This window comes from Terrabacter lapilli, from assembly GCF_039531305.1.
Lineage (GTDB): Bacteria > Actinomycetota > Actinomycetes > Actinomycetales > Dermatophilaceae > Terrabacter > Terrabacter lapilli.
Genome location: NZ_BAAAPU010000001.1, coordinates 94,850 through 120,506, shown reverse-complemented (window position 1 = coordinate 120,506; position 25,657 = coordinate 94,850). Strand labels below are relative to the sequence as shown.

At 72.7% G+C, this 25,657-nt stretch carries 19 protein-coding genes; 9 read left to right on the top strand and 10 right to left on the bottom strand.

Annotation, left to right across the window (positions count from 1 at the left end; all coding sequences use genetic code 11):
- Positions 1-32 precede the first annotated feature (32 nt).
- The 6 genes from ABD241_RS00500 to ABD241_RS00475 form a co-directional block, all read right to left on the bottom strand.
- Entirely contained in the window at positions 33-1,778 is a 1,746-nt protein-coding gene (locus ABD241_RS00500; RefSeq protein ID WP_344057324.1) for an L-lactate permease, read from the bottom strand.
- A 51-nt stretch (positions 1,779-1,829) separates the two neighbouring features.
- On the bottom strand, positions 1,830-3,245 hold the full coding sequence (locus ABD241_RS00495) for a (Fe-S)-binding protein (RefSeq protein WP_344057322.1): 1,416 nt from the start codon (positions 3,243-3,245) through the stop codon (positions 1,830-1,832).
- Positions 3,246-3,247: 2 nt separating this feature from the next.
- Entirely contained in the window at positions 3,248-4,498 is a 1,251-nt protein-coding gene (locus ABD241_RS00490; protein ID WP_344057320.1) for an FAD-binding oxidoreductase, read from the bottom strand.
- Positions 4,498-5,955 (bottom strand): FAD-linked oxidase C-terminal domain-containing protein, encoded by a 1,458-nt coding sequence (locus ABD241_RS00485; protein WP_344057318.1) that lies wholly within the window; start codon positions 5,953-5,955, stop codon positions 4,498-4,500. Before ABD241_RS00485 ends, ABD241_RS00490 begins: the two co-directional genes overlap by 1 nt.
- A 4-nt stretch (positions 5,956-5,959) precedes the next feature.
- On the bottom strand, positions 5,960-7,540 hold the full coding sequence (aceB, locus tag ABD241_RS00480) for a malate synthase A (RefSeq protein WP_344057316.1): 1,581 nt from the start codon (positions 7,538-7,540) through the stop codon (positions 5,960-5,962).
- Positions 7,541-7,702: 162 nt separating this feature from the next.
- Positions 7,703-8,506, bottom strand: coding sequence for an IclR family transcriptional regulator (locus ABD241_RS00475; protein WP_344057648.1), 804 nt, complete (start codon positions 8,504-8,506; stop codon positions 7,703-7,705).
- Between the two features lie 148 nt (positions 8,507-8,654).
- On the opposite strand from ABD241_RS00475, the gene ABD241_RS00470 reads away from it, so the two are divergent.
- Both ABD241_RS00470 and ABD241_RS00465 read left to right on the top strand, forming a co-directional pair.
- Positions 8,655-9,224 carry an SRPBCC family protein gene (locus ABD241_RS00470; protein ID WP_344057314.1) on the top strand — a complete coding sequence of 190 codons (570 nt, stop codon included), beginning with the start codon at positions 8,655-8,657 and terminating at the stop codon, positions 9,222-9,224.
- A complete protein-coding gene (locus ABD241_RS00465) occupies positions 9,221-9,679 on the top strand; it encodes a GNAT family N-acetyltransferase (protein WP_344057312.1) in 459 nt (152 codons plus the stop codon). The genes ABD241_RS00470 and ABD241_RS00465 overlap by 4 nt, the downstream gene beginning before the upstream one ends.
- 71 nt (positions 9,680-9,750) lie before the next feature.
- Here the strand turns inward: ABD241_RS00465 and ABD241_RS00460 are convergent, their stop codons facing one another.
- From ABD241_RS00460 to ABD241_RS00450, 3 genes are all read right to left on the bottom strand, one after another.
- Positions 9,751-11,712, bottom strand: a complete 1,962-nt coding sequence (locus ABD241_RS00460) for a M13 family metallopeptidase (RefSeq protein WP_344057310.1) — start codon at positions 11,710-11,712, stop codon at positions 9,751-9,753.
- Between the two features lie 118 nt (positions 11,713-11,830).
- On the bottom strand, positions 11,831-12,466 hold the full coding sequence (locus tag ABD241_RS00455; protein ID WP_344057308.1) for a hypothetical protein: 636 nt from the start codon (positions 12,464-12,466) through the stop codon (positions 11,831-11,833).
- A gap of 113 nt (positions 12,467-12,579) precedes the next feature.
- Entirely contained in the window at positions 12,580-14,088 is a 1,509-nt protein-coding gene (locus tag ABD241_RS00450; RefSeq protein WP_344057306.1) for a PspC domain-containing protein, read from the bottom strand.
- 34 nt (positions 14,089-14,122) lie between these two features.
- Here ABD241_RS00450 and ABD241_RS00445 point away from each other — a divergent pair, with 34 nt between their 5' ends.
- Together ABD241_RS00445 and ABD241_RS00440 are read left to right on the top strand one after the other, a co-directional pair.
- Complete coding sequence (locus tag ABD241_RS00445; protein WP_344057304.1) at positions 14,123-15,664, top strand: ATP-binding protein; 1,542 nt, start codon at positions 14,123-14,125, stop codon at positions 15,662-15,664.
- Positions 15,661-16,365, top strand: a complete 705-nt coding sequence (locus ABD241_RS00440; RefSeq protein WP_344057302.1) for a LuxR C-terminal-related transcriptional regulator — start codon at positions 15,661-15,663, stop codon at positions 16,363-16,365. The genes ABD241_RS00445 and ABD241_RS00440 overlap by 4 nt, the downstream gene beginning before the upstream one ends.
- 25 nt (positions 16,366-16,390) lie before the next feature.
- On the opposite strand, the gene ABD241_RS00435 is transcribed toward ABD241_RS00440, so the two are convergent.
- Positions 16,391-17,221 carry an alpha/beta fold hydrolase gene (locus tag ABD241_RS00435; RefSeq protein ID WP_344057300.1) on the bottom strand — a complete coding sequence of 277 codons (831 nt, stop codon included), beginning with the start codon at positions 17,219-17,221 and terminating at the stop codon, positions 16,391-16,393.
- Positions 17,222-17,437: 216 nt separating this feature from the next.
- Between ABD241_RS00435 and ABD241_RS00430 the strand changes: the two genes are divergently transcribed.
- The 5 genes from ABD241_RS00430 to nirD are packed head-to-tail and all read left to right on the top strand — an operon-like array spanning position 17,438 to position 25,639.
- Positions 17,438-18,886, top strand: a complete 1,449-nt coding sequence (locus tag ABD241_RS00430) for an MFS transporter (protein WP_344057298.1) — start codon at positions 17,438-17,440, stop codon at positions 18,884-18,886.
- On the top strand, positions 18,883-21,033 hold the full coding sequence (locus ABD241_RS00425; RefSeq protein ID WP_344057296.1) for a molybdopterin oxidoreductase family protein: 2,151 nt from the start codon (positions 18,883-18,885) through the stop codon (positions 21,031-21,033). The genes ABD241_RS00430 and ABD241_RS00425 overlap by 4 nt, the downstream gene beginning before the upstream one ends.
- Positions 21,030-22,604: an FAD-dependent oxidoreductase gene (locus ABD241_RS00420; protein ID WP_344057294.1), complete on the top strand. Its 1,575-nt coding sequence runs from the start codon at positions 21,030-21,032 to the stop codon at positions 22,602-22,604. The genes ABD241_RS00425 and ABD241_RS00420 overlap by 4 nt, the downstream gene beginning before the upstream one ends.
- Entirely contained in the window at positions 22,604-25,162 is a 2,559-nt protein-coding gene (gene nirB / locus ABD241_RS00415) for a nitrite reductase large subunit NirB (protein ID WP_344057293.1), read from the top strand. The genes ABD241_RS00420 and nirB overlap by 1 nt, the downstream gene beginning before the upstream one ends.
- An 18-nt stretch (positions 25,163-25,180) precedes the next feature.
- Positions 25,181-25,639 (top strand): nitrite reductase small subunit NirD, encoded by a 459-nt coding sequence (gene nirD / locus ABD241_RS00410; protein ID WP_344057292.1) that lies wholly within the window; start codon positions 25,181-25,183, stop codon positions 25,637-25,639.
- Positions 25,640-25,657: the final 18 nt, after the last annotated feature.

Here is a 25,657-nt window from a genome sequence, read left to right as displayed (position 1 = left end):
GGGCGCTCGCGTCACGTTCGCGTGGTGCTGCCTCAGGGAAGCATCCACGACAGCACGGACGTCGACTGCAGGTAGACGAGCACGCACATGAAGGCGAGGAAGCCCAGGCTCCAGCCGATCACGCGACGGAAGAGGTCGCCCTCCCTGCCGGTGAGCCCGACCGCGGCGGCGGCGATGGCGAGGTTCTGGGGCGAGATCATCTTGCCGAGGACGCCACCGGAGGAGTTGGCGGCTGCCATGAGCGCCGGAGGCAGGCCCACGTCCTTGGCCGCAGCGACCTGCAGCGCCCCGAACAGCGAGTTCGACGAGGTGTCCGACCCGGTCACGGCGACACCGATCCAGCCCAGGATGGGTGACAGCAGGGCGAAGGCCGAGCCCGCTCCGGCGAGCCACGCACCGAGGCTGGCGGTCTGGCCAGACGCGTTCATGACGTAGGCCAGGCCCAGGACCGCCATGACGGTGAAGATTGCGGCGCCGAGCTGCCGGTAGGTGTCGCCGTACGCCTTGACGGCCTTGCGCCAGGGGATGCCGATCGCCGGGATGGTCAGGAGGCCGGCGACGATCATGAGCGTGCCGGCCGCCGAGAGCCAGTTGAACTTGAACGTCGGCAGGGTCGAGGGCTTGCCCGAGGGGGTCTGCAGGTGCAGTCCCGGCCACTGGAAGCTCTTCGTCGGCGCGCCGAGGAAGCTGGCGACGGCCGGGATCTGGCTGAGGCTGAAGATGGCGATGATCAGCAGGTAGGGCGCGTAGGCCCGGAGCACGTCGGCGCGGCTGTCGTGCCGGTTCGCGTCACGGGCGGAGAGGTCCTCGACGGTGCCCGTGCCCCGCCCGATCGGGTGGTCGGAACCGCCGATCGAGGCCGCGGGCACGCCCTCGACGACGTGCGAGCCGGTGTGGACGTGCCGCCGGTGGTTGCTGGTCCCGAGGGCGGCGAGCTCCGGCTCGGGCGCCTCGACGTAGCTCTCCGCCGGCTGCCAGAAGCGCAGCAGCAGGACGACGGACGCCGCGCCCACGAGCGAGGCGACGATGTCGGTGAGCTGGGTGGAGAAGTAGTTCGACGTGGCGAACTGGGCCACTGCGAAAGCGATCCCGCAGGTGAGCGTGGCCGGCAGCGTGGCGCGGACGCCGCGGCCGCGGTCGATGATGAAGACTAGCGCCATCGGCACGAAGAGGCCGAGGATCGGCGTCTGGCGGCCCACGATCGAGGCCAGCTCGTGCTCGGGGAGGCCGGTCACCTGGGCAAGGGTCGTGATCGGCACGGCCAGGGCACCGAAGGCCACCGGTGCCGTGTTGGCCACGAGTGCCACCGTGGCGGCCTTGATCGGCCGGAACCCCAGCGCGATGAGCATGACGCTCGTGATCGCCACCGGCGTGCCGAAGCCCGCGAGGGCCTCGAGCAGCGCGCCGAAGCAGAAGGCGATGATGACCGCCTGGATGCGCTGGTCGTCGCTGATCCGGGCGAAGGAGCGGCGCAGCACGTCGAAGTGCCCCGTCACGACCGTCATGTTGTAGACCCAGATGGCGTTGATGACGACCCACATGATGGGGAAGAACCCGAAGGCCGCCCCCTCGAGGCCGGCCATCAGGGACTGGCCGACGGGCATCGAGTAGACGATGACGGCGACGAGCAGCGACATGACGAGCGAGGCCACCGCCGCCTTCCAGGCGGCGATGCGCAGGACGCCGAGCAGCAGGAACAGGGTGAGCAGGGGAAGCAGGGCCACGAGCGCCGTGAGCGTCAACGAGCCCGCCAAGGCGTCGGTAGTGGGGCGGAACATTCAGTCACCTCGTTGTGAACAGTGGATGTTGGGTGGAGCCGGTCCGGACGGTCAGGTCCTGGCCGTCGTTGCTCGACCGACGCCGAGCCGCTCGGGGCCGAGGCCCCGGATCGAGGCGTCGAGCACCTCGACGGTGTGGGCGAGGGCGAGGTGGCCGCCCTGTCGCTCGATGGAAGAGGCGACCTGCATGAGGCAGCCGGGGTTGGCGGTCACGAGGAGCTCGGCCCCGGTCGCGAGGACGTTGGCGGCCTTGCGGTCACCGAGCTCCCGCGCGGGGACGGGGTTGATGATGTTGTAGATCCCGGCCGAGCCGCAGCAGAGGTCACCCTCCGCGATCTCCCGCAGCTCCAGGCCGGGTATGCCGCGGAGCAGGTCCCGCGGCTGGGCGCGCACGCCCTGGGCGTGGGCCAGGTGGCAGGCGTCGTGGTAGGCGATGGAGACGGGCAGCGGGTGCCGCTCGGCGACCGGGCCGGCCTCGGCGAGGATCTCCGAGACGTCGCGGACCTTGTCGGTGAAGGCCCGGGCGCGCTCGGCGTACGCCGGGTCGTCGGCCAGCAGGTCGGCATACTCCTTCATCGTCGACCCGCAGCCGGCCGCGTTGACGACGACGGCGTCGACCCCTTCGCCCTCGAAGGTGTCGACGAGGCCGCGCGCGAAGCGCTGGGCCTCGTCCTCGCGACCGTTGTGGGCGGACAGGGCACCGCAGCACCCCTGCGAGGCGGGGGCCAGCACCTCGAACCCCTCGGCCGAGAGGACGCGGGCGGTCGCGGCGTTGACGCCGGGGAAGAACTCGCGCTGCACGCAGCCGAGCAGCATCCCGACCGTCCCCCGCTTGGCGCCTCGCGCCGGGGTGCGCTCGGGCACCTTCTCGGCGCGTTCGAGCGGGGGCGCGAGCGCCTCCATCGAGGCGAGCGTCGGCGAGATGCGGTCGAGCACGCCGGTGCGGCGCAGCAGTGAGGACAGCCCGCTCCTCTGGTGCAGGCGCAGCGGGCCGCGCAGGGCACGCAGCCGCCTCGGGTAGGGGAAGAGCGCGAAGATCGCACTGCGCAGCGCCTTGTCCCGCCTGGGTCGCTCGAAGCGGCGCTCGACCTGGCCGCGGGTGGCCTCGATGAGCTTGTCGTACTGCACCCCGGACGGGCAGGCGGTCACGCACGCCATGCAGCCGAGGCACGCGTCGAAGTGCTGCACCATCGACGACGTGAGCGGCTCGCCCTGGAGGCCCTCGTTCATGAGGTAGATCCGGCCCCGCGGCGAGTCCATCTCCTCGCCCCACAGTGTGTAAGTCGGGCACGAGGGCAGGCAGAAGCCGCAGTGCACGCAGTCGGAGACGAGCTCCGCCGACGGCGGGTGGTGGTCGTCGAAGGCAGGCTCACCCGGCTGCAGCGGGGTGAGGGAGAGCTTGGCACTGGTGCCGAGCGTCCCGGTCGGCGAGGACACCGGGCCGGTGCCAATGTCGTGCACGGTCATGTTCAGATTCCTCCAACGAACCGGCCCGGGGCGAGACGCCGCTCGGGATCGAACTGGGCCTTGACGGCCCTCATGAGGTCCAGGCCCCCGACGGGGCCCCACACGTCGAGGCCCTCCTTGAGCACGGACGGCGCCTCGAGGACGACGACGCTGCCGCCGAAGCGGTGCTGCGCGGAGCGCAGGTCGGCGACGAAGGCCGCCAGGGCCGGCGCGTCGACGTCACCGTCGAGGGCGACGAGTGCGGTGCCGACGACCGGGCTGCCGCGCAGGACCGGGACGACCCCGGCGGACTCCGCCGCACGGTCGAGGGCCGCCAGCAGCTGCGCGAGCGCGGCGATCTCGTGGGTCACCTTGACGAGGACGCCGGTCGAGCCTTCGGGCTCGGCCGCCCACCAGTCCGGGGCCTCCTCCGAGCTGGTGGCCCCCGGCCCCAGCAGCTCCAGCGCCTGGGCGGTGCGTTGCTCGACGCCCGGCGGGACCCCCTCCAGGAGCAGGCTCAGCGTCGCACCCTCCCGGGACCGGTCGAGCTCGACCGCGGACGGGACGAACTGCGCGTGGGTCACCGCGAGGACCCGGTCCTGCACGGCGTCCGTCGAGTCCAGGGCGGTGGTGACCCAGCGGCGCGCCCCCGAGACGGGGTGCAGGCGGAAGGCGACCTCGGTGATGACGCCGAGCGTGCCGTACGACCCGGTCAGCAGCTTGCCGAGGTCGTAGCCGGCGACGTTCTTGACCACCTTGCCGCCCGCGTGCGCGACGACGCCGTCGGCGCGTACGAGGGTCATGCCGATGACCAGGTCGCGGACCGACCCGTGGTGCAGCCGCATCGGACCGGTGGCTGCGGTGGCGACCGCCCCGCCGACCGTGCCGTTGCGCCGGTCGTCGATGCCGAGCCGCTGGCCGGCGCCGCTCAGCTGCGACTGCAGCGACTCGAGCGGGCACCCGGCGCCGACGACGCAGATGAGGTCACCGGCGGCGTGCTCGACGACGGCGTCGAGGCCGGTCGTGTCGAGGATGACGTCGACCCGCTCCGGCGCCGCACCCCAGGCGAGCTTGGTCCCGGCGCCCCGGGCGACGAGCGTGAGCCCGTGGGCAGCGGCGGCACGCACCACGGCGGAGGTCTCCTCCGTGCTGTGCGGGCGGACCACCCAGCGCGCCGGCACGCCGTCGACGACGTCGGCCTCGGTGGCCTCCCAGGCGTCGCCGCCCGTGGCGGCGCGCAGCTCCTCGAGGACGTCGGTCAGAACGTCTGCCATCAGAAGACCTCCGCGATCCCGGCCTCGGCCAGCGGGTGCACACCCTTGTGCCGCCCCGGCACCTCACCGCACAGCCGCGGCGTGGGGAAGACCTTGCCCGGGTTGGAGATGGACGCCGGGTCGAAGGCACAGCGCAGCAGCTGCATCGTGTCGAGGTCGTCGTCGGTGAACATCCGCGGCATGTACTTCGCCTTGTCCGAGCCGACCCCGTGCTCGCCCGTGATGGAGCCGCCGTGGGTGATGCAGAGGTCGAGGATGGCGCCCGAGACCTCCTCGGCCCGCTCCGCCTCGCCCTCGACGCTGTCGTCGAAGAGCACGAGCGGGTGAAGGTTGCCGTCACCGGCATGGAACACGTTGGCGACCCGGACCCCGGCCTCGGCGGAGATCTCGGAGATGCGGCGCAGCACCTGCGGCAGCGACGTCCGCGGGATCACCCCGTCCTGGACGATGTAGTCGGGGCTGATCCGCCCCACCGCCGCGAACGCGGACTTGCGACCCTTCCAGAAGAGCGCGCGCTCCACGTCGTCGGCGGCGATGCGGATCTCGAAGGCGCCGTTGGCCCGGCAGTAGCCCTCCACCTCGTCGAACTGGTGCGCCACCTCGGCCGCCGGACCGTCGAGCTCGACGATGAGCACGGCGCCGGCGCCCTCGGGGTAGCCGCACTGGACGGCTGCCTCCGCGGCCTCGATGGCGAGGGCGTCCATCATCTCGATCGCGGCCGGGATCACGCCCGCCCCGATGATCGCCGACACGGCCGCCCCCGCCGAGTCGGTGTCGTCGAAGGCGGCGAGCAGCGTCCGCACGTCCTCGGGGGTCCGCGTCAGCCGCACGGTCACCGCCGTGGCGATGCCGAGGGTTCCCTCGGAGCCGACGAGGGCCCCGAGCAGGTCGTAGCCGGGCGCGTCCGGTGACTTGGCCCCGATGTGGGCGATGTCGCCCGACGGCGTCACGAGCTCGAGGCCGGTGACGTGGTTGGCCGTGAAGCCGTACTTGAGGCAGTGCGCCCCGCCCGAGTTCTCCGCGATGTTGCCGCCGATGGAGCACACCTGCTGGCTCGACGGGTCGGGCGCGAAGTAGTAGCCGAGGGGCAGCACCTGGCGGGTGAGCTGGAGGTTGATAACGCCCGGCTGGACCACCGCGCGCTGGTTGTCCCGGTCGACCTCGAGCACCTCGCGCATCTTCGACATGACGACGAGCACGCCGTCCGCGTGGGGCAGCGCCCCGCCGGAGAGCCCGGTCCCCGAGCCGCGGGCGACGAAGGGTATGCCGTTCGCCGCGCACGCCTTGACGACCGTCGCGACGTGCTGCGTGGTCTCGGCGAGCACCACGACGGCCGGCACCACCTTGTAGTGGGCCAGTCCGTCGCACTCGTAGGTCCGCAGGCGCTGCTGGTCGGTGATGACCAGCTCCTCGCGGAGCGTCCGGCGCAGCTGCGCCGCGAGAGCGTGGGCGTCCATGACCTCAGGGCATCCGCTCGTACGCCGGCAGGGTGAGGAACTCGGCGAAGTCGTCGGCGACGGCGACCTCGAGGAAGGTCGACCTCGCCTCGTCGTAGTCGCTCGCCTCGCCGGCCAGCTTGTCGATCTCCTCGGCCACGATCCGGTCGACAAGCTCGCGCGTCACCGTCTCCCCGGTGTCGAGCCGAACGTCGTTGTGCAGCCACTGCCACACCTGCGAGCGCGAGATCTCCGCGGTGGCGGCGTCCTCCATGAGGTTGAAGATGCCGACCGCGCCGGTGCCCTTGAGCCAGGTGTGGAGGTACTGGATGCCGACACTGATGTTGTTGCGCAGGCCTGCCTCGGTCACGTTGCCGGGCGTCGACGCGACGTCGAGCAGCTCCTCCGCGGTGACGTGCACGTCCTCTCGCTTCTTGTCGAGCTGGTTCGGCCGGTCGCCGAGGACCTTGGTGAAGGCCTCCTTGCAGAGCTCGACCATGCCGGGGTGCGCGACCCAGGAGCCGTCGAAGCCGTCGCCCGCCTCGCGCGTCTTGTCGTCGATGACCTTCTGGAAGGCGGCCTCGTTGACCTCGGGGTCCTTGCTCGGGATGAACGCGGCCATGCCACCGATGGCGTGGGCGCCGCGCTTGTGGCAGGTCCGGACGAGCAGCTCGGTGTAGCTGCGCATGAACGGCACGGTCATCGTCACCTGGTTGCGGTCGGGCAGGAGGAACTCCTTGCCGCGCGTGCGGAACTTCTTGATGACGCTGAAGATGTAGTCCCAGCGTCCGGCGTTGAGCCCGGCGGAGTGGTCCCGCAGCTCGTAGAGGATCTCCTCCATCTCGAACGCCGCCGGGTAGGTCTCGATGAGCACCGTGGCGCGGACCGTGCCCTGCGGGATGCCGAGGCGGTCCTGGGCCCGGACGAAGACGTCGTTCCAGAGGCGCGCCTCGAGGTGGCTCTCCATCTTGGGCAGGTAGAAGTAGGGGCCCTTGCCCGCGTCGATCTGGCGCTTGGCGCAGTGGAAGAAGTAGAGGCCGAAGTCGACGAGCCCTCCGGCCATCGGCTCACCGTCGACGAGGAGGTGCTTCTCGTCGAGGTGCCAGCCGCGGGGGCGCACGACGATGGTGGCGAGCTGGTCGGCGTCGGCGAGCGCATACGTCTTGCCCTGCTCGGACGTGAAGTCGATGGTGCGGTCGAGCGCGTCCATGAGGTTGAGCTGGCCGCCCACGACGTTCTCCCAGGTGGGCGTCGACGCGTCCTCGAAGTCCGCGAGCCACACCTTGGCGCCGGAGTTGAGGGCGTTGATCGTCATCTTCCGGTCGGTGGGACCGGTGATCTCGACGCGGCGGTCGACGAGGCCGGGGGCCGGGGCCGCGACCTGCCAGTCGCCGTCCCGGATCTCCTGCGTCTCGGGGAGGAACTGCAGCGTGCCGCCGGCGGCCAGCTCGGCGTAGCGGTCCTGTCGGGCCTGGAGGAGCTCGCGCCGGCGGGCGTCGAACGTGCGGTGCAGGTCCGCGAGGAACTCGAGTGCCTCCGGAGTGAGCACCTCGTCGAAGCGCTCGCCGCTCGGGGCCGCCACGTCCACGTTGTCAACCGTCGTCATCGTCGGACTCTCACTTTCACCTTGCGGAATATGGTTTCTGCATCATGGAGGCTAATAGCCCGTCTCAGGCATGGTCAATGCTCTGGCGCAACGAATCCGCGCACGAGAAAGGGCCCTCCGAGCCGGGTAGGCAGTCGGAGGGCTGGGCTGTGCCGCGGCCGCTCAGGCCGGGGGCCGGACCCCGCGGATCTCAGCCGCGATGGACTCGGCGGTGCGCCGCAAGGGGTCGCACGCCCGGGCGACGAACTCGTCGGTCATCCGCGGCAGCGGGCCCGACACGGACACCGCCATCGGCTGCGCGACGTCGGGCACGGCCACGGCCACGCACCGCACCCCGATCTCCTGCTCGCCCTCGTCGAGCGCATATCCACGTTGCCGTGTGCGCTCCAGCTCCGCCATGAGCTCCTCGGGGCTGCTGATCGTGTGCTCGGTGCGAGAGGGCAAGCCGGTGCGCGCGATGAGCGCGCGCACCTCGGCCGGGTCGAGCTGGGCCATGATCGCCTTGCCGACGCCGGTCGAGTGGGGGTAGGCCCGCCGCCCCACCTCGGTGAACATCCGCATGGAGTTCTGGGAGGCCATCACCTGCCCGACGTAGACCACCTGGTCGCCGTCGAGCAGGGCGAGGTTCACCGACTCTCCCAGCTCGTGGGCCAGGCGCTCCATGTGCGGGCGCGCCCAGCGGCCGAGCATGCGGGACGTCGTCTCACCCAGGCGGATGAGGCGAGGCCCGAGGGAGTACTGCCGGGAGGCCTCCTGGCGCACGTAGCCGAGGTCGACCAGCGTGCGCACGAGCCGGTGGATCGTCGGCAGTGGAAGCCCCGCGTCGCTGGCCAGCTGCGACAGGCTGATGACGCCACCGGCGTCGGCCATCTTGTCGAGGATCGCGAAACCGCGCTCGAGCGACTGCACGCCGCCGCTCCTCGTGGCAGCCCCCTCCGACTTCGTGCCGGCCCCCTCCGACTTCATGCCGGACGTCGTGCCGGACGTCATGCCGCGGTACCAGCCGGGGCGAGGAGGGGACTCTTCCGCGACATGGCTGAAGTGTAGTGGGGCTCCCTCTCGGGCAACACACGCGTCATGGCGGCTCTTTTCACTGGCCGGAAAAGTGTTTCCGATGAGTGAGAGGCTAGGTATCGGGCCGATCCCGGTCAACCCGGACCAGCCGAGACGCACGTCGTGTCGCCCCGGGGCCGACCGGCTGCGTGGGACGATCACGGCCATGCCCGACAAGAGCTTCCGCATCAGCCGCGAGACGACCATCGCCGCACCCCCACCGCGGGTGCACGCGCTCCTCGACGACTTCCACGAGTGGCAGGCATGGTCGCCCTGGGAGGGACTCGACCCGGCCCTGGAGCGGACGTACACCGGTCCGGCTGCGGGCGTGGGCGCCGTCTACGCCTGGCGTGGCAACCGCAGGGCCGGCCAGGGCCGGATGGAGGTCATCGAGTCCGAGCCGCAGCACGTCGGCGTCGACCTGCTCTTCTCCGCGCCGATGAAGGCCCACAACCGGGTCGACTTCACCCTGACACCCGTCGACGGCGGGACCCACGTCGTGTGGTCCATGACCGGGCCGCAGAACGCCGTCATGCGACTCATGAGCAAGGTCTGGTCGATGGAGAAGCTCGTCGGTCCCGACCTCGAGAAGGGGCTCGCCCAGCTCAAGCACACAGCCGAGCACCCATGAGCCACAGCGTGATCCGGCCCGCGACCCGCGACGACGTGCCCGCGGTGGTCGCGATGCTCGCCGACGACCCGCTGGGCGCGGCCCGCGAGGACCTGGGCGACCTGGCGACGTACGACGCGGCATACGACCGGGTGGCCGCCGACCCCGGTCAGCACCTCGTCGTCGCCGAGCGCGACGGGACGGTGGTCGGGACGCTCCAGCTGAGCGTCATCCCCGGGCTGTCGCGCCGGGGCGCCACGCGCTCGGTCATCGAGGGCGTACGCGTGGCGCGGGGTGAGCGCGGCAGCGGGCTCGGCACCGAGCTCGTCATCTGGGCCGTCGAGGAGTCGCGCCGTCTCGGCTGCACGCTCGTCCAGCTGACGAGCGACGCGAGCCGGGTGGATGCGCGACGGTTCTACGAGCGCCGCGGCTTCGTCGCCTCGCACGTCGGCTTCAAGCTCCCACTCGACGACTGACCCCGCCGACCCGGGTGGGCCGGCGGGGCAGGTGGAGCCCGGGCTCCGACGCCGCTCGGAGCCCGGCCGGGTCAGAAGATGCGGACGCGCTCGCCCTCGTCGAGCCACATCCGGTCGCCCGGCTGCACGCCGAACGCCTCGTGGAACTCCGACAGGTTGCGCACGGCGTTGCCCCGCACGTCCTGCGGCGAGTGCGGGTCGACGGCGAGGAGCCGGATCGCCTCCGCCTCGCGCGACTTGCCCTTCCACACCTGCGCCCATCCCATGAAGAAGCGCTGCGGCCCGGTGAAGCCGTCGAGCTCGACCGTGCCGTCCCCCTCCGTCGCGATCCGGTAGGCCGCGTAGCCGATCTGCAGGCCGCCCAGGTCGCCGATGTTCTCGCCGACGGTCAGGCCACCGTTGACCTTGTGCTCCTCGGACAGCCCTGCCGGCGTGTAGCGGCTGAACTGCTCGATGAGGCGCTGGGACAGCGCGTCGAACCGCTCACGGTCTGCTTCGGTCCACCAGTCGCGCAGGGCGCCCGTGCCGTCGTAGCGCGAGCCCTGGTCGTCGAAGCCGTGCCCGAGCTCGTGGCCGATGACGGCGCCGATGCCGCCGTAGTTGACGGCGTCGTCGGCCTCGAGGTCGAAGAACGGCGGCTGCAGGATCGCGGCCGGGAAGACGATCTCGTTCATCGACGGCATGTAGTACGCGTTGACCGTCTGCGGCAGCATGAACCACTCGGTGCGGTCGATCGGCTTGCCGATCTTCGCGAGGTTGCGGTCCACCTCGAAGGCCGTGCTGCGCCGGACGTTGCCGACGAGGTCGGCGGAGTCGATCTCGATCGAGGAGTAGTCGCGCCAGACGTCGGGGTAGCCGATCTTCGGGGTGAACGCGTCGAGCTTGGCGACCGCCTGTGCGCGGGTCTCGGGGCTCATCCACTCCAGTGAGGAGAAGGACCGCCGGAAGGCCTCCACGAGGTTGCCGACCAGCTCCTGCATGCGCGCCTTGGCGGCGGGCGGGAACCACCGCTCGGCGTAGAGCTGCCCGACGGCCTCGCCGATGCACGACTCGACGACCGAGACACCGCGCTTCCAGCGCTCCTTGTTCTCCGGCTGCCCCGAGAGCGTCCGGCCGTAGAAGTCGAAGTCCTCGTCGACGAACGACTGCGGGAGCAGCGCGGCGAACTCGGACAGCACGTGCCAGGTGAGCCACGAGCGCCAGTCGGAGATCTCGACCGACTCGAGGGCGCCGCCGAGGCCCGCGACGAAGCTCGGCTGGCGCACGACGACCTTGTCGAAGGCGCCGGCCGGGGCCTCGAGCCCGGACAGCCAGCTCTCCCAGGCGAACTGGGGAGCGAGCGCCTGGAGCTCGTCGAAGGTCTGGGCGTTGTAGGTCTTGATGGCGTCGCGGTTGCTCACGGTGTCCCAGTGGGAGCCGGCGAGGAGCGTCTCCAGGCCCATGATCCGCGCGGCCGTGTCGTCGGCGTCCGGGATGCCGGCGAGGCCGAGCAGGCGCCCGATGTGCGCGACGTAGGCGGTGCGGATGTCGGCGTACTTGTCCTCGCGGTAGTACGACTCGTCAGGCAGACCCAGGCCGCCCTGCTCGAGGTAGACGACGTAGTCCTCCGGTGAGCGCTCGTCGGGCGAGACGAAGTGGTGCAGGGCGCCCGCCACCCCGTCCCGGGCGAGCCGCCCGAGCGCCCGCGCCAGGCTCTCGAGGTCGTCGACGCCGGCCACCTGCGACAGCGCACCCTGCAGAGGCGTGAGCCCCAGCTCCTCGATGCGCTCGGTGTCGGCGAAGCTGGCATAGAGGTCTCCGACCTGCCGCTTGGGGGTGCCTGCCGCCTCCGCCTCGGCCGCCCGAGCCGCCTCCTCGATGAGGTCGCGCACCCGCGCGGTCGACTCCTCACGCAGGATGTCGAAGGTGCCGAACCGGGCCCGGTCCCCGGGGATCTCGGTGGTGTCGAGCCACGTGCCGTTGACGAACCGGAACAGGTCGTCCTGCGGTCGCGTCGACCGGTCGAGCGCCTCGAGGTTGATGCCGGACTTCATGACCACGTCGTCTCCCCACTGCGAGTGCCGGGCCGTCCCGGCATGCCTGGGCCGAGCCTAACCACGCCGGAGGTACCGCCGGGGCGGACCTCCGGCAACGGCTCGCCGGCGGGGTCGGTCAGTGGCGGCGCAGGCGGCCGGCCACCACTCCGGCGAGCCCGACGAGGAGCAGGATCCCGCCGAAGGCGCCGATGAACGACGGACCGGTGACCGCGAAGCCGGTGTCGGAGTGCGTGAGGTTCGCGAGGAGGAGGTAGGCCGCCACGAGCACCGTCAGCAGTCCGAGCATGATCGAGCCCGGCCGCGGCCCCTTGTGCACCGTGACGAGGGCGGGCCGGGGCGCGGGCTGCGGGGCCGGCTCAGGCGTGGGTCGTGACACCGGCTGCGCGGACGCGGCCGGCGGCGGCAGGTGCGGGAGCTCCGATCCGGGAGTGACGACGTCGTCCGGCACCGGGCGGGACGGCTCGACGCGGAAGGGTGCATGGGCAGGGACGGCCTCTGCCGGCACGGCCTCGGTTGGCATCGCCTCGGTTGGCATGGCCTCGGTCGCCGTCGCCTCGGCCGGCACCGCCTCGGCCGGGAGCGCCTGGGTGGACGTCGACGGGATCTCCGTGGTGGCCGCAGGGTCGGCGGTCGGGTCGGCGGTCGGGTCGGCGGTCGGGTCAGTGGCCGGGCCGCTGGTCGGGCCGCTGGTCGGGTCGGCCGTCGGGTCCGATGCCGGGACGGTGGGGTGGTTGCTGTCGTGGATGCTCATCGCGTTGGTCTCCGCAGGTCTCGTGGTCTCGTTCGTGGAATCGCTCGTCGGTTCCCGTGTCAGGCCGTGGGGCTCGCCTCGCCCGTCGCTGCCCGGCCCGTGGCCCTCGGGGCTCATGACGCGCTCGCGCTGCGGACGTGGATCTCGCCGACGCCGACCTCGGCGTCCACGACGATCTCCGTCTGGCCGGTCTGCGGGCCGTACTGCAGGGTGCGCTGCCAGCTCATCCCGCCGTCGTGCATGCCCATTCCGGGTCCCATGCCCGACTGCCCGGACTGCAGGTCGACGGTGCCCTCGGTCGTGTCGGTGGCGTGCAGCGCGCCGGCCCGGCCGCTGGTGTTGACGGTGATGCGTACGCCCTTGGGGACGACCAGGTCGATCTGTCCGAGCGCAGCCTTCGCCGTCACGCGGTCGGTGCCGGGCGTCGACCGGTAGTCGGCACGCGTCAGGTCCACGGTCATCTGCCCCACTCCGAGCTCGTAGCTCGGCGGCGGCGTCAGGGAGGTGACCAGGTGCGTCCGGTCGCCCACCTGCCACGGCTGGGTGACCCCGGCCGGTGCCGCGGTGGCCGCAGCCGCCGCGATCATCCCGACGACGGCGAAGAACGCGAGCCCTCCCGCGCGCCGGCCGGCCAGACCGGCCACGAGGATGCCGAGCCCGAGCATGCCCACGCCGGAGGCGAGGCCGACGGCCACGTGGTTGCCCGACCACCCGGCCGTCTGGGCCACGGACGACATGACGACGGCGGTGATGATGGCCAGGCCGAGGAGCAGGAGGCCTCCGGCGAAGCCGATGACCGGGGTCCGCTCGTGCACGGGCGTCGGGGCCGGTGGGCGGGGGGCCGCCAGCGTCGCTCCCGCGTTGGCGGCCGCGTTTCCCGTCGAGGCGTATGCCGTCACGGGCGCAGGCGCCCCGGGTGCGGCGGTGCCGGCGCTCGGCTGGAAGGCCGTCGAGTCGCCGCTCGCACCCGGGCCCGGGTCCTGGGCACCGGTGCCCGGTGAAGGCGTCGCGCCGGTCGCGCCCGTCGGGCCGTAGGTGCCCGTCGGGTGGGTCGAGTGGGTCGGGTCGGTCGGGTCAGTGGTCGCGGGTGGAGCACCGCCCTGGTTGCGCCAGGGCGCCTGCGCCCTCAGGTCACGGCCGGCGCCCGTGCGGGTGAGGAACCACCAGGCTCCGGCGACGAGGAGCAGGAAGCCGAAGAAGCGGAAGCCCCGCGAGTCGCCGCCCCACCAGGGGCCACCGCCGGTGACCGAGATGGCGGTGACGACGAGCAGGAAGATCGAGCCGCCCTCGCCGTACTTGAGCGCCCGCTCGACGTGGATCTCGCCTCGCTCGTCGGGCATGAGCAGCCACAGCACGAGGTAGAGCGCCAGCCCCATGCCGAAGAAGATCGAGAAGAGGATGAAGCCGGCTCGGACCACGAGGGGGTCGACACCGAGCCACCGCGCGAGGCCGGTCGCGACGCCGGCGAACCAGCGCCCCTGCGACTGCCGCACGATGCCGGGCCGGCGCAGCGCACTGTAGAAGCCGTCCAGTCCGTGACCTCCGTGGCCACCATGCCGCTGTCCACCGTGCCCACCCTGCCCCTGGCCCGCCTGCTGCGGGGCACCACTGCTGTTCGTCATGACTCCACAGTGGCGCGGCGGGAGGCGCCCAGCCATGAGGGTCGACCCTGAGCGCACCCTGACGCGACCCCCAAAGGTGCCGGCGGAGGTCGCTCCCACCCGCCGGGTGGGCGAGGATGGGACGGTGCAGACGGCATACGAGAACGGAGCGGGGCCCGCGAGGCCGACGTGGCGGACGACGCCGCGGCCGCCACTCGTGCGCCACCGGCAGGGCAAGGTCATCGCAGGGGTGGCCGCCGGTCTTGCCGACCACCTCGGGCTGCCGGTCGTGGCCGTACGCGTGGCGCTCGTCCTGACGAGCATCCCCTTCGGCGCAGGGCTGGTGGTCTACGTCTTCCTCTGGGCCACCATGCGCGAGGTCGGCGACGTCGACCCGGCCGTGGCCGCCACCCCCGGTGCCACGAGCCCCGCCACCCAGGTGCCGGGGACGGCGGGCGCGTCCCGACCCCACGTCGACCTGACGAGCCTGCGGTCGTGGCTGCGCAGCGGCAACCAGGCCGTCGTCATCACCCTTCTCGGCGTCGCGGCACTCGCGGTCGCCGGCGCGCTGTGGCTCGGCAGCGCCGGCCTCGGCGTGCACGTCGAGGTGGTCCTGCCGCTCGTCGCCATCGTGATCGGCGCCATCTTCTTCTGGTCGCAGCTCGACGACACCGACCACCTCGGGACGCGTCGTCCCGTCCGCTGGATCTGGCTCGTGGTCGGGCTCGGCCTCACGATCCTCGGCCTGGTCGGCCTGCTCGTCCGCGGCACGAACCTGGCCGAGCTGTGGCAGGTCGCGGGCGCCGTCCTGGCCGCTCTCGTCGGCGTCGCCGTGCTGTGCGCGCCGTGGATCTTGCGACTGTGGAGCAATCTGCGGCTCGAGCAGGCCGCCCGCATCCGCGCCACCGAGCGCGCCGACATCGCCGCGCACCTGCACGACTCCGTGCTGCAGACGCTCGCACTCATCCAGCGCCAGTCCGGCGACGCGGCGGCCGTGGCGCGGCTCGCCCGCGCGCAGGAGCGCCAGCTGCGCAGCTACCTCTACGACGAGGACGCCCGTGCCGGCACCCTGGGCGCCGCCCTGACGGCCGCCATGGGCGAGGTCGAGGACCTCCACGGCGTGCCCGTGCAGCTCGTCGTCACCGGCGACCGCCCCATGGACGAGCACCTCGATGCCCTGGTCAAGGCGGTCCGCGAGGCCGCCTGGAACGCCGTGCGCCACGCGAGCCCGCCGGTCAGCACCTACGTCGAGGTGGGGCCGGACGCCGTCGAGGCCTTCGTGCGCGACCACGGCGCCGGCTTCGACATCGACGCGGTCCCGGACGACCGGGCCGGCGTGCGCCAGTCGATCATCGGGCGGATGGAGCGCCACGGCGGCACGGCCCGGATCCGCCGCCGCCCCGACGGCACCGAGGTCGAGCTGCGCCTGCCCGTCGGCCAGGCCCCCGACCCCGAGCAGCCCTCCCCCACCTCGCCCGCCGGCAGCTCCGCCGCCGCGACCGCCAGCCCGACGACCAGCGCCACCCCCAGCGCCACCCCCGGCGCCACCCCCGGCGCCACCCCCAGCGTCACCGAGACCCAGGAGCAGCCTTCATGACCGACCCGCGGCGGATCCGCATCGTCATCGTCGACGACCACCACATGTTCCGCACGGGCGTGCGCGCCGAGCTGACCTCCCTGGCTGCCACGCCCCGCGCCGGCTCCGTCGACCTCGAGATCGCCGGTGAGGCTGGGGCGGTCGAGTCTGCCGTGCAGGTCATCAAGGAGCAGCAGCCGGACGTCGTGCTCCTCGACGTGCACCTTCCCGGCGGTGACGGACACGGCGGCGCCGACGTCATCCGCGCGTGCAACGGCACACAGACGGCAGCGGGCACGCCGGTGCGCTTCCTCGCGCTGTCGGTCTCCGATGCCGCCGAGGACGTCATCGCCGTCATCCGCGCCGGCGCCCGGGGCTACGTCACCAAGACGATCAGCGCGGAGGAGCTGCTCACCGCCATCGGGCGCGTGGCCGACGGCGACGCCGTCTTCAGCCCGCGGCTGGCCGGGTTCGTCCTCGACGCGTTCGGCGCGGCGGCAGGCGAGGTCGCCGAGATCGACGAGGAGCTCGACCGGCTCTCGGCCCGCGAGCGCGAGGTGATGCGCCTCATCGCCCGCGGCTACCAGTACAAGGAGGTCGCGAAGGAGCTGTTCATCTCCGTCAAGACCGTCGAGACCCACGTCAGCTCGGTGCTGCGCAAGCTGCAGCTCAGCTCCCGCCACGAGCTGACCGCCTGGGCCATGGGCCGCCGCCTCCTCTGACTGGCCGCGCTGCCCGGCCCTGCCGTCAGGCGGGCGAGTGCAGGAAGCGCCGTAGTGCTGTCACGATGATGGTCGGCGCGTCGGTGTGCACCCAGTGGCCCGCGCCCTTGATGGTGAACAGGCGCGTCCGCGGGAAGTGCCGTCGCATGCGCTCGCCGTCCTCGCGCTGGATGTAGCGCGAGTCGCCGCCGGCGATCCACAGCACCGGGCCGTCGTAGGCCGGGAGCTCGTCGAGCGCCTCCGGCCAGTCGGCGATGCGCGAGCCCGCGCCACGGGCGGCGTCGCGGGCGACGAGGTCGAGGTTGACCTGCCACCGCCAGGCCTGGCCCTCCCGGCGCAGGTTCTGCAGCAGGAACGCCTTGACGCCAGGGTCGGGCTCCGCGAAGCGGGCCTCGGCGTCGGCGCGGCTCGTCAGCTCCTCGAGCGGCAGGGCCTGCATCTCGCGGATGTAGCCCTCGAAGCGCTCGAGGTTCCCGTAGCCCTTCGGTGCGATGTCGACGACCACGAGCCGCTCGACGAGCTCGGGGTGGCGCAGCGCGAGCACCATGGCGACCTTGCCGCCGAGGGAGTGACCGACGACGGCCCATGGCTCGCCCTCGGCTGCCCCCCGCAGCGTCGCCGCCACGGCGTCGGCATACGCGTCGAGTGAGAACTGCTCCGACCACGGCGAGCGCCCGTGGTCGGGCAGGTCGACGAGCAGGCAGCGCGCGTCGGTGCCCTCGGGGCCGGCGACCGCCTTGGCGATCTGGTTCCAGTTCCGGCCCTGGCCGAAGAGGCCGTGGAGGAACGCGATGCGGGGTCCGGCCGTGCCCACGGACAGGGTGTTGAGCAGGGCCTGGTCGGGAGCCGAGGTCATGGCCGCGAGCCTACGCGGCCGACCTCACGCCTCCTGCGACCGGCCGTGAGGCGACCGTCGTGGCCCCTCGTGCGTGACCTCACCGGGGCGGCCGAGTGCCGTGAGAGCGATGTAACCGCGGTGTCACCGCCGGTCGGAGGACGTGCAACACCGGCTTCCTAGCGTGGGCGCCACGCTCTCGCAGCGGCCCCCGACCCCGCCTCCCAGGAGGAACCCGTGAGCACGACCACCGCCACCACGACCGTCCCGAGCGCCGGCACCGGGCCACGCCCGAGCCGGCTGCGCACCCTCACCGCGCCGCGCAAGCGCGTCATCCGTGACTGGGACCCCGAGGACACCGCGGCCTGGGAGGCGGGCAACAAGGCCGTCGCCCGCCGCAACCTGGCCTGGTCGGTCGCGACCGAGCACGTCGGCTTCTCGATCTGGTCCATCTGGTCGGTCATGGTGCTGTTCATGCCGCAGGCCGTCTACGGCTTCACGGCAGCCGACAAGTTCGTCCTCGTGGCCGTGCCGACGCTCGTCGGCGCGGTGCTGCGGGTCCCCTACACGATGGCGACGGCCTGCTTCGGCGGCCGCAACTGGGCCATCGTCAGCGGCATCGCGCTCCTCGTGCCGACGGTCCTCACCTGGTGGCTCATGGTCAACCCGGGCCACTCGCTGGCGACCTTCCTCGTCGTCGCCGGCCTGGCCGGTCTCGGCGGGGGCAACTTCGCCTCGTCGATGACGAACATCAACGCCTACTTCCCCCAGCGGATGAAGGGCTGGGCGCTCGGGCTCAACGCCGGGGGCGGCAACATCGGCGTGCCCGTCGTGCAGCTCGTCGGCCTGCTCGTCATCGCGACGCTCGGCAACCGTTGCCCGGAGGTCGTCTGCGCCACCTACCTCGTGCTGCTGGCGGTGGCGAGCATCGGCGCCGCGGTCTTCATGGACAACCTCGACCACCAGACGGCCAACCCGAAGGCGATGCTCGAGGTCCTCCGGCACGCCGACGCCTGGGTGATCTCCCTGCTGTACGTCGGCACGTTCGGCTCGTTCATCGGCTTCGGCTTCGCCTTCGGCCAGGTGCTCAACCAGACCTTCCTCGCCGGGCTCACCGGCGGCGCGACGCCCACCCCCGCCCAGACCGCGGCCGCCAGCCTGCACGCCGCCCAGATCGCCTTCGTCGGCCCTCTCCTCGGCTCGCTGAGCCGCGTGTGGGGCGGCCGGCTGGCCGACCGCCGCGGCGGCGCGGTGGTCACCGTCTGGACGTTCGTGGGCATGGCGGTCGCCGGCGTCCTCGTCACGACGGCGGCGCGAGCCGACGACGTCACCAAGGGTGCAGCCACGGGCGTGCAGCTGACGGGGCTCATCGGAGGGTTCGTGCTCCTGTTCCTGCTCTCCGGCATCGGCAACGGCTCGGTCTACAAGATGATCCCCGCACTCTTCGAGGCCAAGGCGGCCGCCGTCCCCGGCTCGCGGCTCGAGCGCACCGCCTGGTCGCGTTCGATGTCCGGGGCGCTCATCGGCATCGCGGGAGCCATCGGCGGCCTCGGCGGCGTCCTCATCAACCTCGGCCTGCGGGCGTCGTACCAGGGCGCCGCCCACTCGGCGACGGCCGCCTTCGTGGTCTTCACCCTCTTCTACGTCGGCGCCGCCGTCCTGACGAAGGTGCGCTTCCGCCGATGACGACCACCACCTCACTGCACCTGTCGTCCGGACCGCTCCCGGCCGACGCACCCCGCGAGGCATCGGGCGTGGCGACCCACTGCGCCTACTGCGGGCTCCAGTGCGCCATGACGCTGACCGGGTCGTCGGCCGCCGACCTGGCGGTGACGCCCAGGCGCTTCCCGACCAACCGGGGCGGCCTGTGCCAGAAGGGCTGGACCAGCGCGGAGCTGCTCCGCACACCCGGTCGCCTCACGACGCCGCTGGTGCGCCGCGACGGAGCGCTCGCGCCGGCGTCGTGGGACGAGGCCCTCGGTGTCGTCGCGGACGCCATCCTGCGGACGCAGGCGGCATACGGCCGGGACGCCGTCGCGGTCTTCGGCGGAGGTGGGCTGACCAACGAGAAGGCCTACCAGCTGGGCAAGTTCGCCCGCGTGGCGCTGCGGACCAGCCAGATCGACTACAACGGGCGCTGGTGCATGAGCTCGGCTGCAGCGGCCGGGATCCGCTGCTTCGGTCTCGACCGCGGGCTGCCCTTCCCCGTCACCGACATCGGGTCGGCCCACGCGGTGCTGCTCCTCGGCGCTAACCCCGCCGAGACGATGCCACCCTTCCTCACCCACCTGGTGCGCGCGGCGGACGCGGGCGGCCTCATGGTCGCCGATCCCCGGCTGACCCCGACCGCGGCCAAGGCGCTCGACGGCGGCGGGCTGCACCTGCAGCTGCGTCCCGGCACGGATGCCGCGCTCGCGCTCGGGATGCTGCACGTCGCCGTCACCGAGGGGTATGCCGACCGCCGGTTCATCGCCGAGCGGACCACCGGCTTCGACGACCTCTGGCCTGTTGCGGCGCAGTGGCTCCCGGAGCGCGTCGAGCGGGTCACCGGCGTCGCCGTCACCACCCTGCGCGCGGCCGTCGCGACGCTGGCCAGGGCCCGGGACACCGAGCGCGGCGCCTACGTCCTCTCCGCCCGCGGCGGCGAGCAGCACGCGAGCGGCACCGACACGGTGACCGCGTTCATCGCCCTCGCCCTCGCGCTGGGGCTACCGGGCAACCCGGGCACCGGCTTCGGCACCATCACGGGCCAGGGCAACGGCCAGGGCGGGCGTGAGCACGGGCAGAAGGCCGACCAGCTGCCCGGCTACCGCAAGATCGACGACCCCGCGGCCCGGGCGCACGTCGCCGCCGTGTGGGGCATCGACGCCGCCGACCTGCCGGGCCCCGGGCGCAGCGCGTTCGAGCTGCTCGACGCGCTGGGCACCGAGGGTGGGGCGCGCGTGCTGCTCGTCCACGGCAGCAACCCCGTCGTGTCCGCGCCCGACGCGCGGGTCGTGTCCGAGCGCCTGGCCGCGCTCGACCTGCTCGTCGTCTCCGACTTCGTGCTCTCCGAGACGGCCGCGACGGCCGACGTCGTGCTGCCGGTGCTGCAGTGGGCCGAGGAGGAGGGCACGCTGACCAACCTCGAGGGGCGGGTCCTGCGCCGGAGGCGCGCCCTCGCTGCGCCCAGCGGGTATCGCAGCGAGCTCGAGATCTGGAGCGAGCTGGCGCGCCGGATCGGTTGCAGCACAGGCTTCCCCACCGACCCTCGGGTGGTGTTCGACGAGCTGCGCCGGGCCACTGCAGGTGGGCCGGCCGACTACTCCGCCGTGACGTGGGAGCGGCTCGACGCCGGGGAGAGCCTGCACTGGCCGTGCTCCACGGAGCGTCCGCAGGGCACCCCCCGGCTCTTCCTCGACGGGTTCGCCACGCCCGACGGCCGTGCACGGTTCGTGCCCGTCGACCACGTCGGTCCCGCGGAGGCGGGCGACACGGCATACCCCCTCGTCGCCACGACGGGACGCGTGCTGCAGCACTACCAGTCCGGCGCGCAGACGCGTCTCGTCGACGAGCTGTCCGCCGCGGCGGGCGAGATGTTCGTGCAGGTGCACCCCGACACGGCGGCGACCGCCGGCCTGGCCGACGGGGACGTCGCCGACGTCGTGAGCCGTCGAGGACGCACCCGAGCGACCGTGCGCGTCGACGAGGACCTCCGTCCCGACGTCGTCTTCCTGCCCTTCCACTGGGCCGGTGAGGGGCGGGCGAACTCGCTGACCCACGCCGCGCTCGACCCGACCAGCCGCATGCCCGAGTTCAAGGCGTGCGCCGTCCGACTGGAGGCCGTTCGGTGACGACCCTGACCACCCCCACCCGTCACGTCCTCGTGATCGGCAACGGCATGGCCGGGGCCCGCCTGGCCGAGGAGCTGCGCCACCGCGACCCCGACGCCACGCGGTTCGCGGTCACCGTCGTCGGCGAGGAGCCCCACCCGGCCTACAACCGGGTCCTGCTCTCGACCGTCGTCGCCGGAGGGATCAAGCCGCGCGACACCCGCCTCAAGCCCGACGGCTGGTGGGCGGCACGCCGCATCGACGTCGTCACCGGTGCCCGCGTCACGTCCGTCGACCACGAGGCCCGCACGGCGACGCTCGGTGCCGGTGACACGGAACGCGTCCTCCACTGGGACGAGCTGGTCCTCGCGACGGGGAGCGACAGCTTCGTCCCGCCCACCGACGGGTTGTATGCCGGCACGCCCGGTCCGGGCGCCCGGCTGGCCGACGGCGTCGTGGCGTTCCGCACGGTCGACGACTGCGAGCGCATCGTCGCGGCGGCCGAGTCCGCCTCCAGCGCAGTCGTGCTCGGCGGTGGCCTGCTCGGCCTGGAGGCTGCTCGCGGTCTCCTCGCCCGGGGCGTGGACGTCACGGTGGTGCACCCCCAGGACTTCCCCATGGACCGCCAGCTCGACGCCGACGGCGGCGCGGTGCTCTCCCGCGTCGTCCGCGGGGTCGGCGCCCGCCTCGTGCTCGGGCGCCTCGTCGTGGCCCGGCACCCCGCGCGCGACGGCGCCCCGGCCCACGTCGTCCTCGACGACGGCACGTCCCTCGCGGCGGACCTCGTCGTCGTCGCTGCCGGGGTCAGGCCCCGCACCGAGCTCGCCGTCTCGATGGGGCTCGAGGTCGCACACGGGGTCGTCGTCGACGACCGCCTCTCGACCTCGCTCCCCCACGTCCACGCCATCGGCGACTGTGCCCAGCACCGCGGCGTCGTGCCCGGCCTCGTCCAGCCCGGATGGGACCAGGCCCGCGTCCTCGCCGACCTGCTCACCGGCGCCGACCCGTCCGCCACCTACGAGGGCACGAGCGTGCTCACCCGCCTCAAAGCCCCCGACATCGACCTCGCCAGCATGGGGGCCGTCGACGTCGACGTGCACGACCCCGGGCACGAGGTGCTCGCCTTCACCGACCCCAGCCGCGGTCGCTACGCCAAGCTCGTCCTGCGCCAGGACCGGGTCGTCGGCGCGATCCTGCTCGGGGTCGGGGACGCAGCAGGCGCGCTGACCCAGCTCTACGACACCGGGTCGGCCGTGCCACGAGACCGCCTGTCCCTCATGCTCGGCCGCGCCATCACCCGCGCCTCCCCGACCGAGGGCGCCAACCTCGCCGAGATGCCGGGTGCGGCCGTCATCTGCCGGTGCAACAGCGTGACGAAGTCGACGATCGTCGGCGCCTTCCGCGAGGGGGCCGAGACCGTGCCCGCCATCGCGGAGGCCACCCGCGCGACGACCGGCTGCGGTTCGTGCACGAGCGCCGTCGACGGCCTCTGCTCCTGGCTGCGCTCGGCCGAACCCGTCGCCGCCGCGTCGCCCATCCAGACCCCCGAGCCGGAGCCCGCACCCGCCGCGCTGACCGAAGGAGCCGCCTGATGTCCACCACCACTCCCACCCGTCCCGGCACGGCAACCCGCACCGTCGTCGTCGTCGGCCACGGCATGGTCGGCCACCGCTTCGTCGAGGCCCTGCGCTCGCGCGACACGGAGAGCACGTGGAAGGTCGTCGTGCTCTCGGAGGAGGCGGAGGCGGCATACGACCGCGTGGGCCTGTCGTCCTACGTCGGGGCGTGGGACCGTTCGGCGCTCGCCCTGCCGGGGAACGCGTACGCCGGTGACGACCTCGTCGAGCTGCGCCTCGGCACGCGCGCCGAGCACGTCGACCGCGCGGCGCGCACCGTGACGACGAGCGCCGGCGACGTGATCGCCTACGACGCCCTCGTCCTCGCCACCGGCTCGCACCCGTTCGTGCCGCCCGTCCCCGGGCACGACTCGCCGGGCTGCTTCGTCTACCGCACGCTCGACGACCTCGACGGCATCCGGGCCGCGGCAGAGTCCGCGATCACGCGAGCCCAGGGCGAGGGACGCGCGGCCAATGGCCTCGTCGTCGGCGGCGGGCTGCTCGGGCTCGAGGCCGCCAACGCGCTGCGGCTGCTCGGGCTCACCCCGCACGTCGTCGAGTTCGCTCCCCGGCTCATGCCGCTCCAGGTCGACGACGGGGGCGGTGCGGTGCTCGCGCGGCTCGTCGGCAACCTCGGCGTGCAGGTGCACACGGGAGCCGGCACGAGCTCGATCGCAGCCCAGGACGACGACCGCCTCGCGGTCGAGCTCTCGGACGGCACGGCCCTGCTCACCGACCTCGTCGTCTTCTCCGCGGGGGTGCGCCCGTCCGATGCGCTGGCCCGCACGGCCGGCCTCGAGGTGGGCGAGAGGGGCGGCGTCGTCACCGACGTCGCCTGCCGCACGAGCGACGAGAACGTCTGGGCCGTGGGCGAGGTCGCCGCGGTGGAGGGTCGCTGCTACGGCCTGGTCGCGCCCGGCTACACGATGGCCGAGGTGGTGGCCGACCGGCTCCTGGGCGGGAAGGCGACGTTCCCGGGTGCCGACCTCTCGACGAAGCTCAAGCTGCTCGGCGTCGACGTCGCGTCGTTCGGGGACGCGATGGCCACCACGCCGGGGTCGCTCGAGATCGTGCACACCGACGCGACGAAGGGCACCTATGCCAAGGTCGTCGTCAGCGACGACGCGCGCACGCTCCTCGGCGGCATCCTCGTCGGCGACACCTCGGCCTACACGACGCTCAAGGCGTACGTCGGCCGTGAGGTCCCCGGGGACCCGGCCGCGCTCGTCTCCCCGGCCGGCGCGGAGCTCGGTGCGGACGCGCTGCCGGACGACGCCGTCATCTGCTCGTGCAACAACGTCACGAAGGGCTCCATCTGCGGCGCCATCGGCGAGGGCGCCTGCGACCTGGCAGCCATCAAGGGCTGCACCAACGCCGGAACCACCTGCGGCGGTTGCCTGCCCACCGTCAAGAAGCTCCTCGTCGACTCCGGGGTCGAGCTGTCCAAGGCCCTGTGCGAGCACTTCGAGCAGAGCCGGGCCGAGCTCTTCGAGATCGTCGCCTCGACCGGGATCAGGACCTTCTCGGGACTGCTCGCCCGCTACGGCACCGGCATGGGCTGCGAGGTCTGCAAGCCCACGGTCGCCTCGATCCTCGCCTCGACGAGCAGCGACCACGTGCTCGACGGTGAGCAGGCCGCGCTCCAGGACAGCAACGACCACTTCCTGGCCAACATCCAGAAGAACGGGACGTACTCGGTGGTCCCGCGGATGCCGGGCGGCGAGGTGACGGCCGACCAGCTCATCGTCATCGGCGAGGTCGCGAGGGACTTCGGCCTCTACGTCAAGGTGACCGGCGGCCAGCGCATCGACCTCTTCGGCGCGCGCGTGGAGCAGCTGCCGGTCATCTGGCAGCGCCTCGTCGACGCCGGCATGGAGTCCGGGCAGGCCTACGGCAAGTCGCTGCGCACCGTGAAGTCGTGCGTCGGGTCGTCGTGGTGCCGCTACGGCGTGCAGGACTCGGTCGGCATGGCGGTGGACCTCGAGCACCGCTACCGGGGGCTGCGGTCGCCGCACAAGCTGAAGTTCGGCGTCTCGGGCTGTGCGCGCGAGTGTGCCGAGGCACGGGGCAAGGATGTCGGGGTCATCGCGACCGACCGCGGCTGGAACCTCTACGTGTGCGGCAACGGCGGCCAGACCCCCGTGCACGCGAAGCTGCTCGCGAGCGACCTCGACGACGAGACGCTCGTGCGCTACATCGACCGCTTCCTGATGTTCTACGTCCGCACCGCCGACCGGCTGCAGCGCACGGCCCTCTGGCTCGACTCGCTCGAGGGCGGGCTCGACCACCTGCGGGCCGTCGTGTGTGACGACTCGCTCGGGATCGCCGCCGACCTCGAGGGCGCCATGGCCCGGCACGTCGAGGGGTACCGGGACGAGTGGGCGGCCGTGCTCGAGGACCCCGAGAAGCTGTCCCGCTTCGTGTCGTTCGTGAACGCGCCGGAGGAGCCGGACCCCACGGTCGCCTTCGACGAGTCGGGCCCACGCAAGGTCCCGGTGCTGCTCGGCCTGCCCACCGTCCGCGAGAACGTCTGAGCCCGAGAGGAACTCGTCATGACCACGCTCACCTCCGCGTCAATCGACAGCTCGCCCGTCGACGCCCTCCCAGCGCCCCTCCCCGTCGTCCGGGCCGTCGTCCGGCCAGTGGTCCGGCCGGGCATCCTCCCGGCTCCGGGCGCGCGGCACTGGGTGCCGGCCTGCCCCGTGAACCGGCTCGTGCCCGGCCGCGGGGTGGCCGTGCTCCTGCCCGGCGGGGCGCAGGCGGCGCTCTTCCTGCTGCCCAACGGCATGGTCTACGCCGTCGACAACCTGGACCCCTACACCGGCGCGGCCGTGCTCTCCCGGGGCCTCACCGGCGACCGCCGGGGCGAGCCCACCGTCGCCTCCCCGCTGCTCAAGCAGGTCTTCTCGCTGCGCACCGGCGTGGCGCTCGACGACCCGGACGTCGCCCTGCCGACGTATGCCGTCCGCGTCCAGCACGGCGTCGTCCGGGTCGGCCTCCCCCTCCCCTAGAACCGTCGAGAGGCCACG

Bases quoted from the DNA above. Each gene is read 5' to 3' on its own strand.
- nirB (WP_344057293.1), top strand. From the start codon at position 22,604: ATGTCCACCACCACTCCCACCCGTCCCGGCACGGCAACCCGCACCGTC.
- nirD (WP_344057292.1), top strand. From the start codon at position 25,181: ATGACCACGCTCACCTCCGCGTCAATCGACAGCTCGCCCGTCGACGCC.
- ABD241_RS00440 (WP_344057302.1), top strand. From the start codon at position 15,661: ATGACCGACCCGCGGCGGATCCGCATCGTCATCGTCGACGACCACCAC.
- ABD241_RS00435 (WP_344057300.1), bottom strand. From the start codon at position 17,221: ATGACCTCGGCTCCCGACCAGGCCCTGCTCAACACCCTGTCCGTGGGC.
- ABD241_RS00495 (WP_344057322.1), bottom strand. From the start codon at position 3,245: ATGACCGTGCACGACATTGGCACCGGCCCGGTGTCCTCGCCGACCGGG.
- ABD241_RS00460 (WP_344057310.1), bottom strand. From the start codon at position 11,712: ATGAAGTCCGGCATCAACCTCGAGGCGCTCGACCGGTCGACGCGACCG.
- ABD241_RS00490 (WP_344057320.1), bottom strand. From the start codon at position 4,498: ATGGCAGACGTTCTGACCGACGTCCTCGAGGAGCTGCGCGCCGCCACG.
- ABD241_RS00470 (WP_344057314.1), top strand. From the start codon at position 8,655: ATGAGTGAGAGGCTAGGTATCGGGCCGATCCCGGTCAACCCGGACCAG.
- ABD241_RS00425 (WP_344057296.1), top strand. From the start codon at position 18,883: ATGACGACCACCACCTCACTGCACCTGTCGTCCGGACCGCTCCCGGCC.
- ABD241_RS00465 (WP_344057312.1), top strand. From the start codon at position 9,221: ATGAGCCACAGCGTGATCCGGCCCGCGACCCGCGACGACGTGCCCGCG.
- aceB (WP_344057316.1), bottom strand. From the start codon at position 7,540: ATGACGACGGTTGACAACGTGGACGTGGCGGCCCCGAGCGGCGAGCGC.
- ABD241_RS00475 (WP_344057648.1), bottom strand. From the start codon at position 8,506: ATGAAGTCGGAGGGGGCCGGCACGAAGTCGGAGGGGGCTGCCACGAGG.
- ABD241_RS00500 (WP_344057324.1), bottom strand. From the start codon at position 1,778: ATGTTCCGCCCCACTACCGACGCCTTGGCGGGCTCGTTGACGCTCACG.
- ABD241_RS00450 (WP_344057306.1), bottom strand. From the start codon at position 14,088: ATGACGAACAGCAGTGGTGCCCCGCAGCAGGCGGGCCAGGGGCAGGGT.
- ABD241_RS00445 (WP_344057304.1), top strand. From the start codon at position 14,123: ATGAGGGTCGACCCTGAGCGCACCCTGACGCGACCCCCAAAGGTGCCG.
- ABD241_RS00485 (WP_344057318.1), bottom strand. From the start codon at position 5,955: ATGGACGCCCACGCTCTCGCGGCGCAGCTGCGCCGGACGCTCCGCGAG.
- ABD241_RS00455 (WP_344057308.1), bottom strand. From the start codon at position 12,466: ATGAGCATCCACGACAGCAACCACCCCACCGTCCCGGCATCGGACCCG.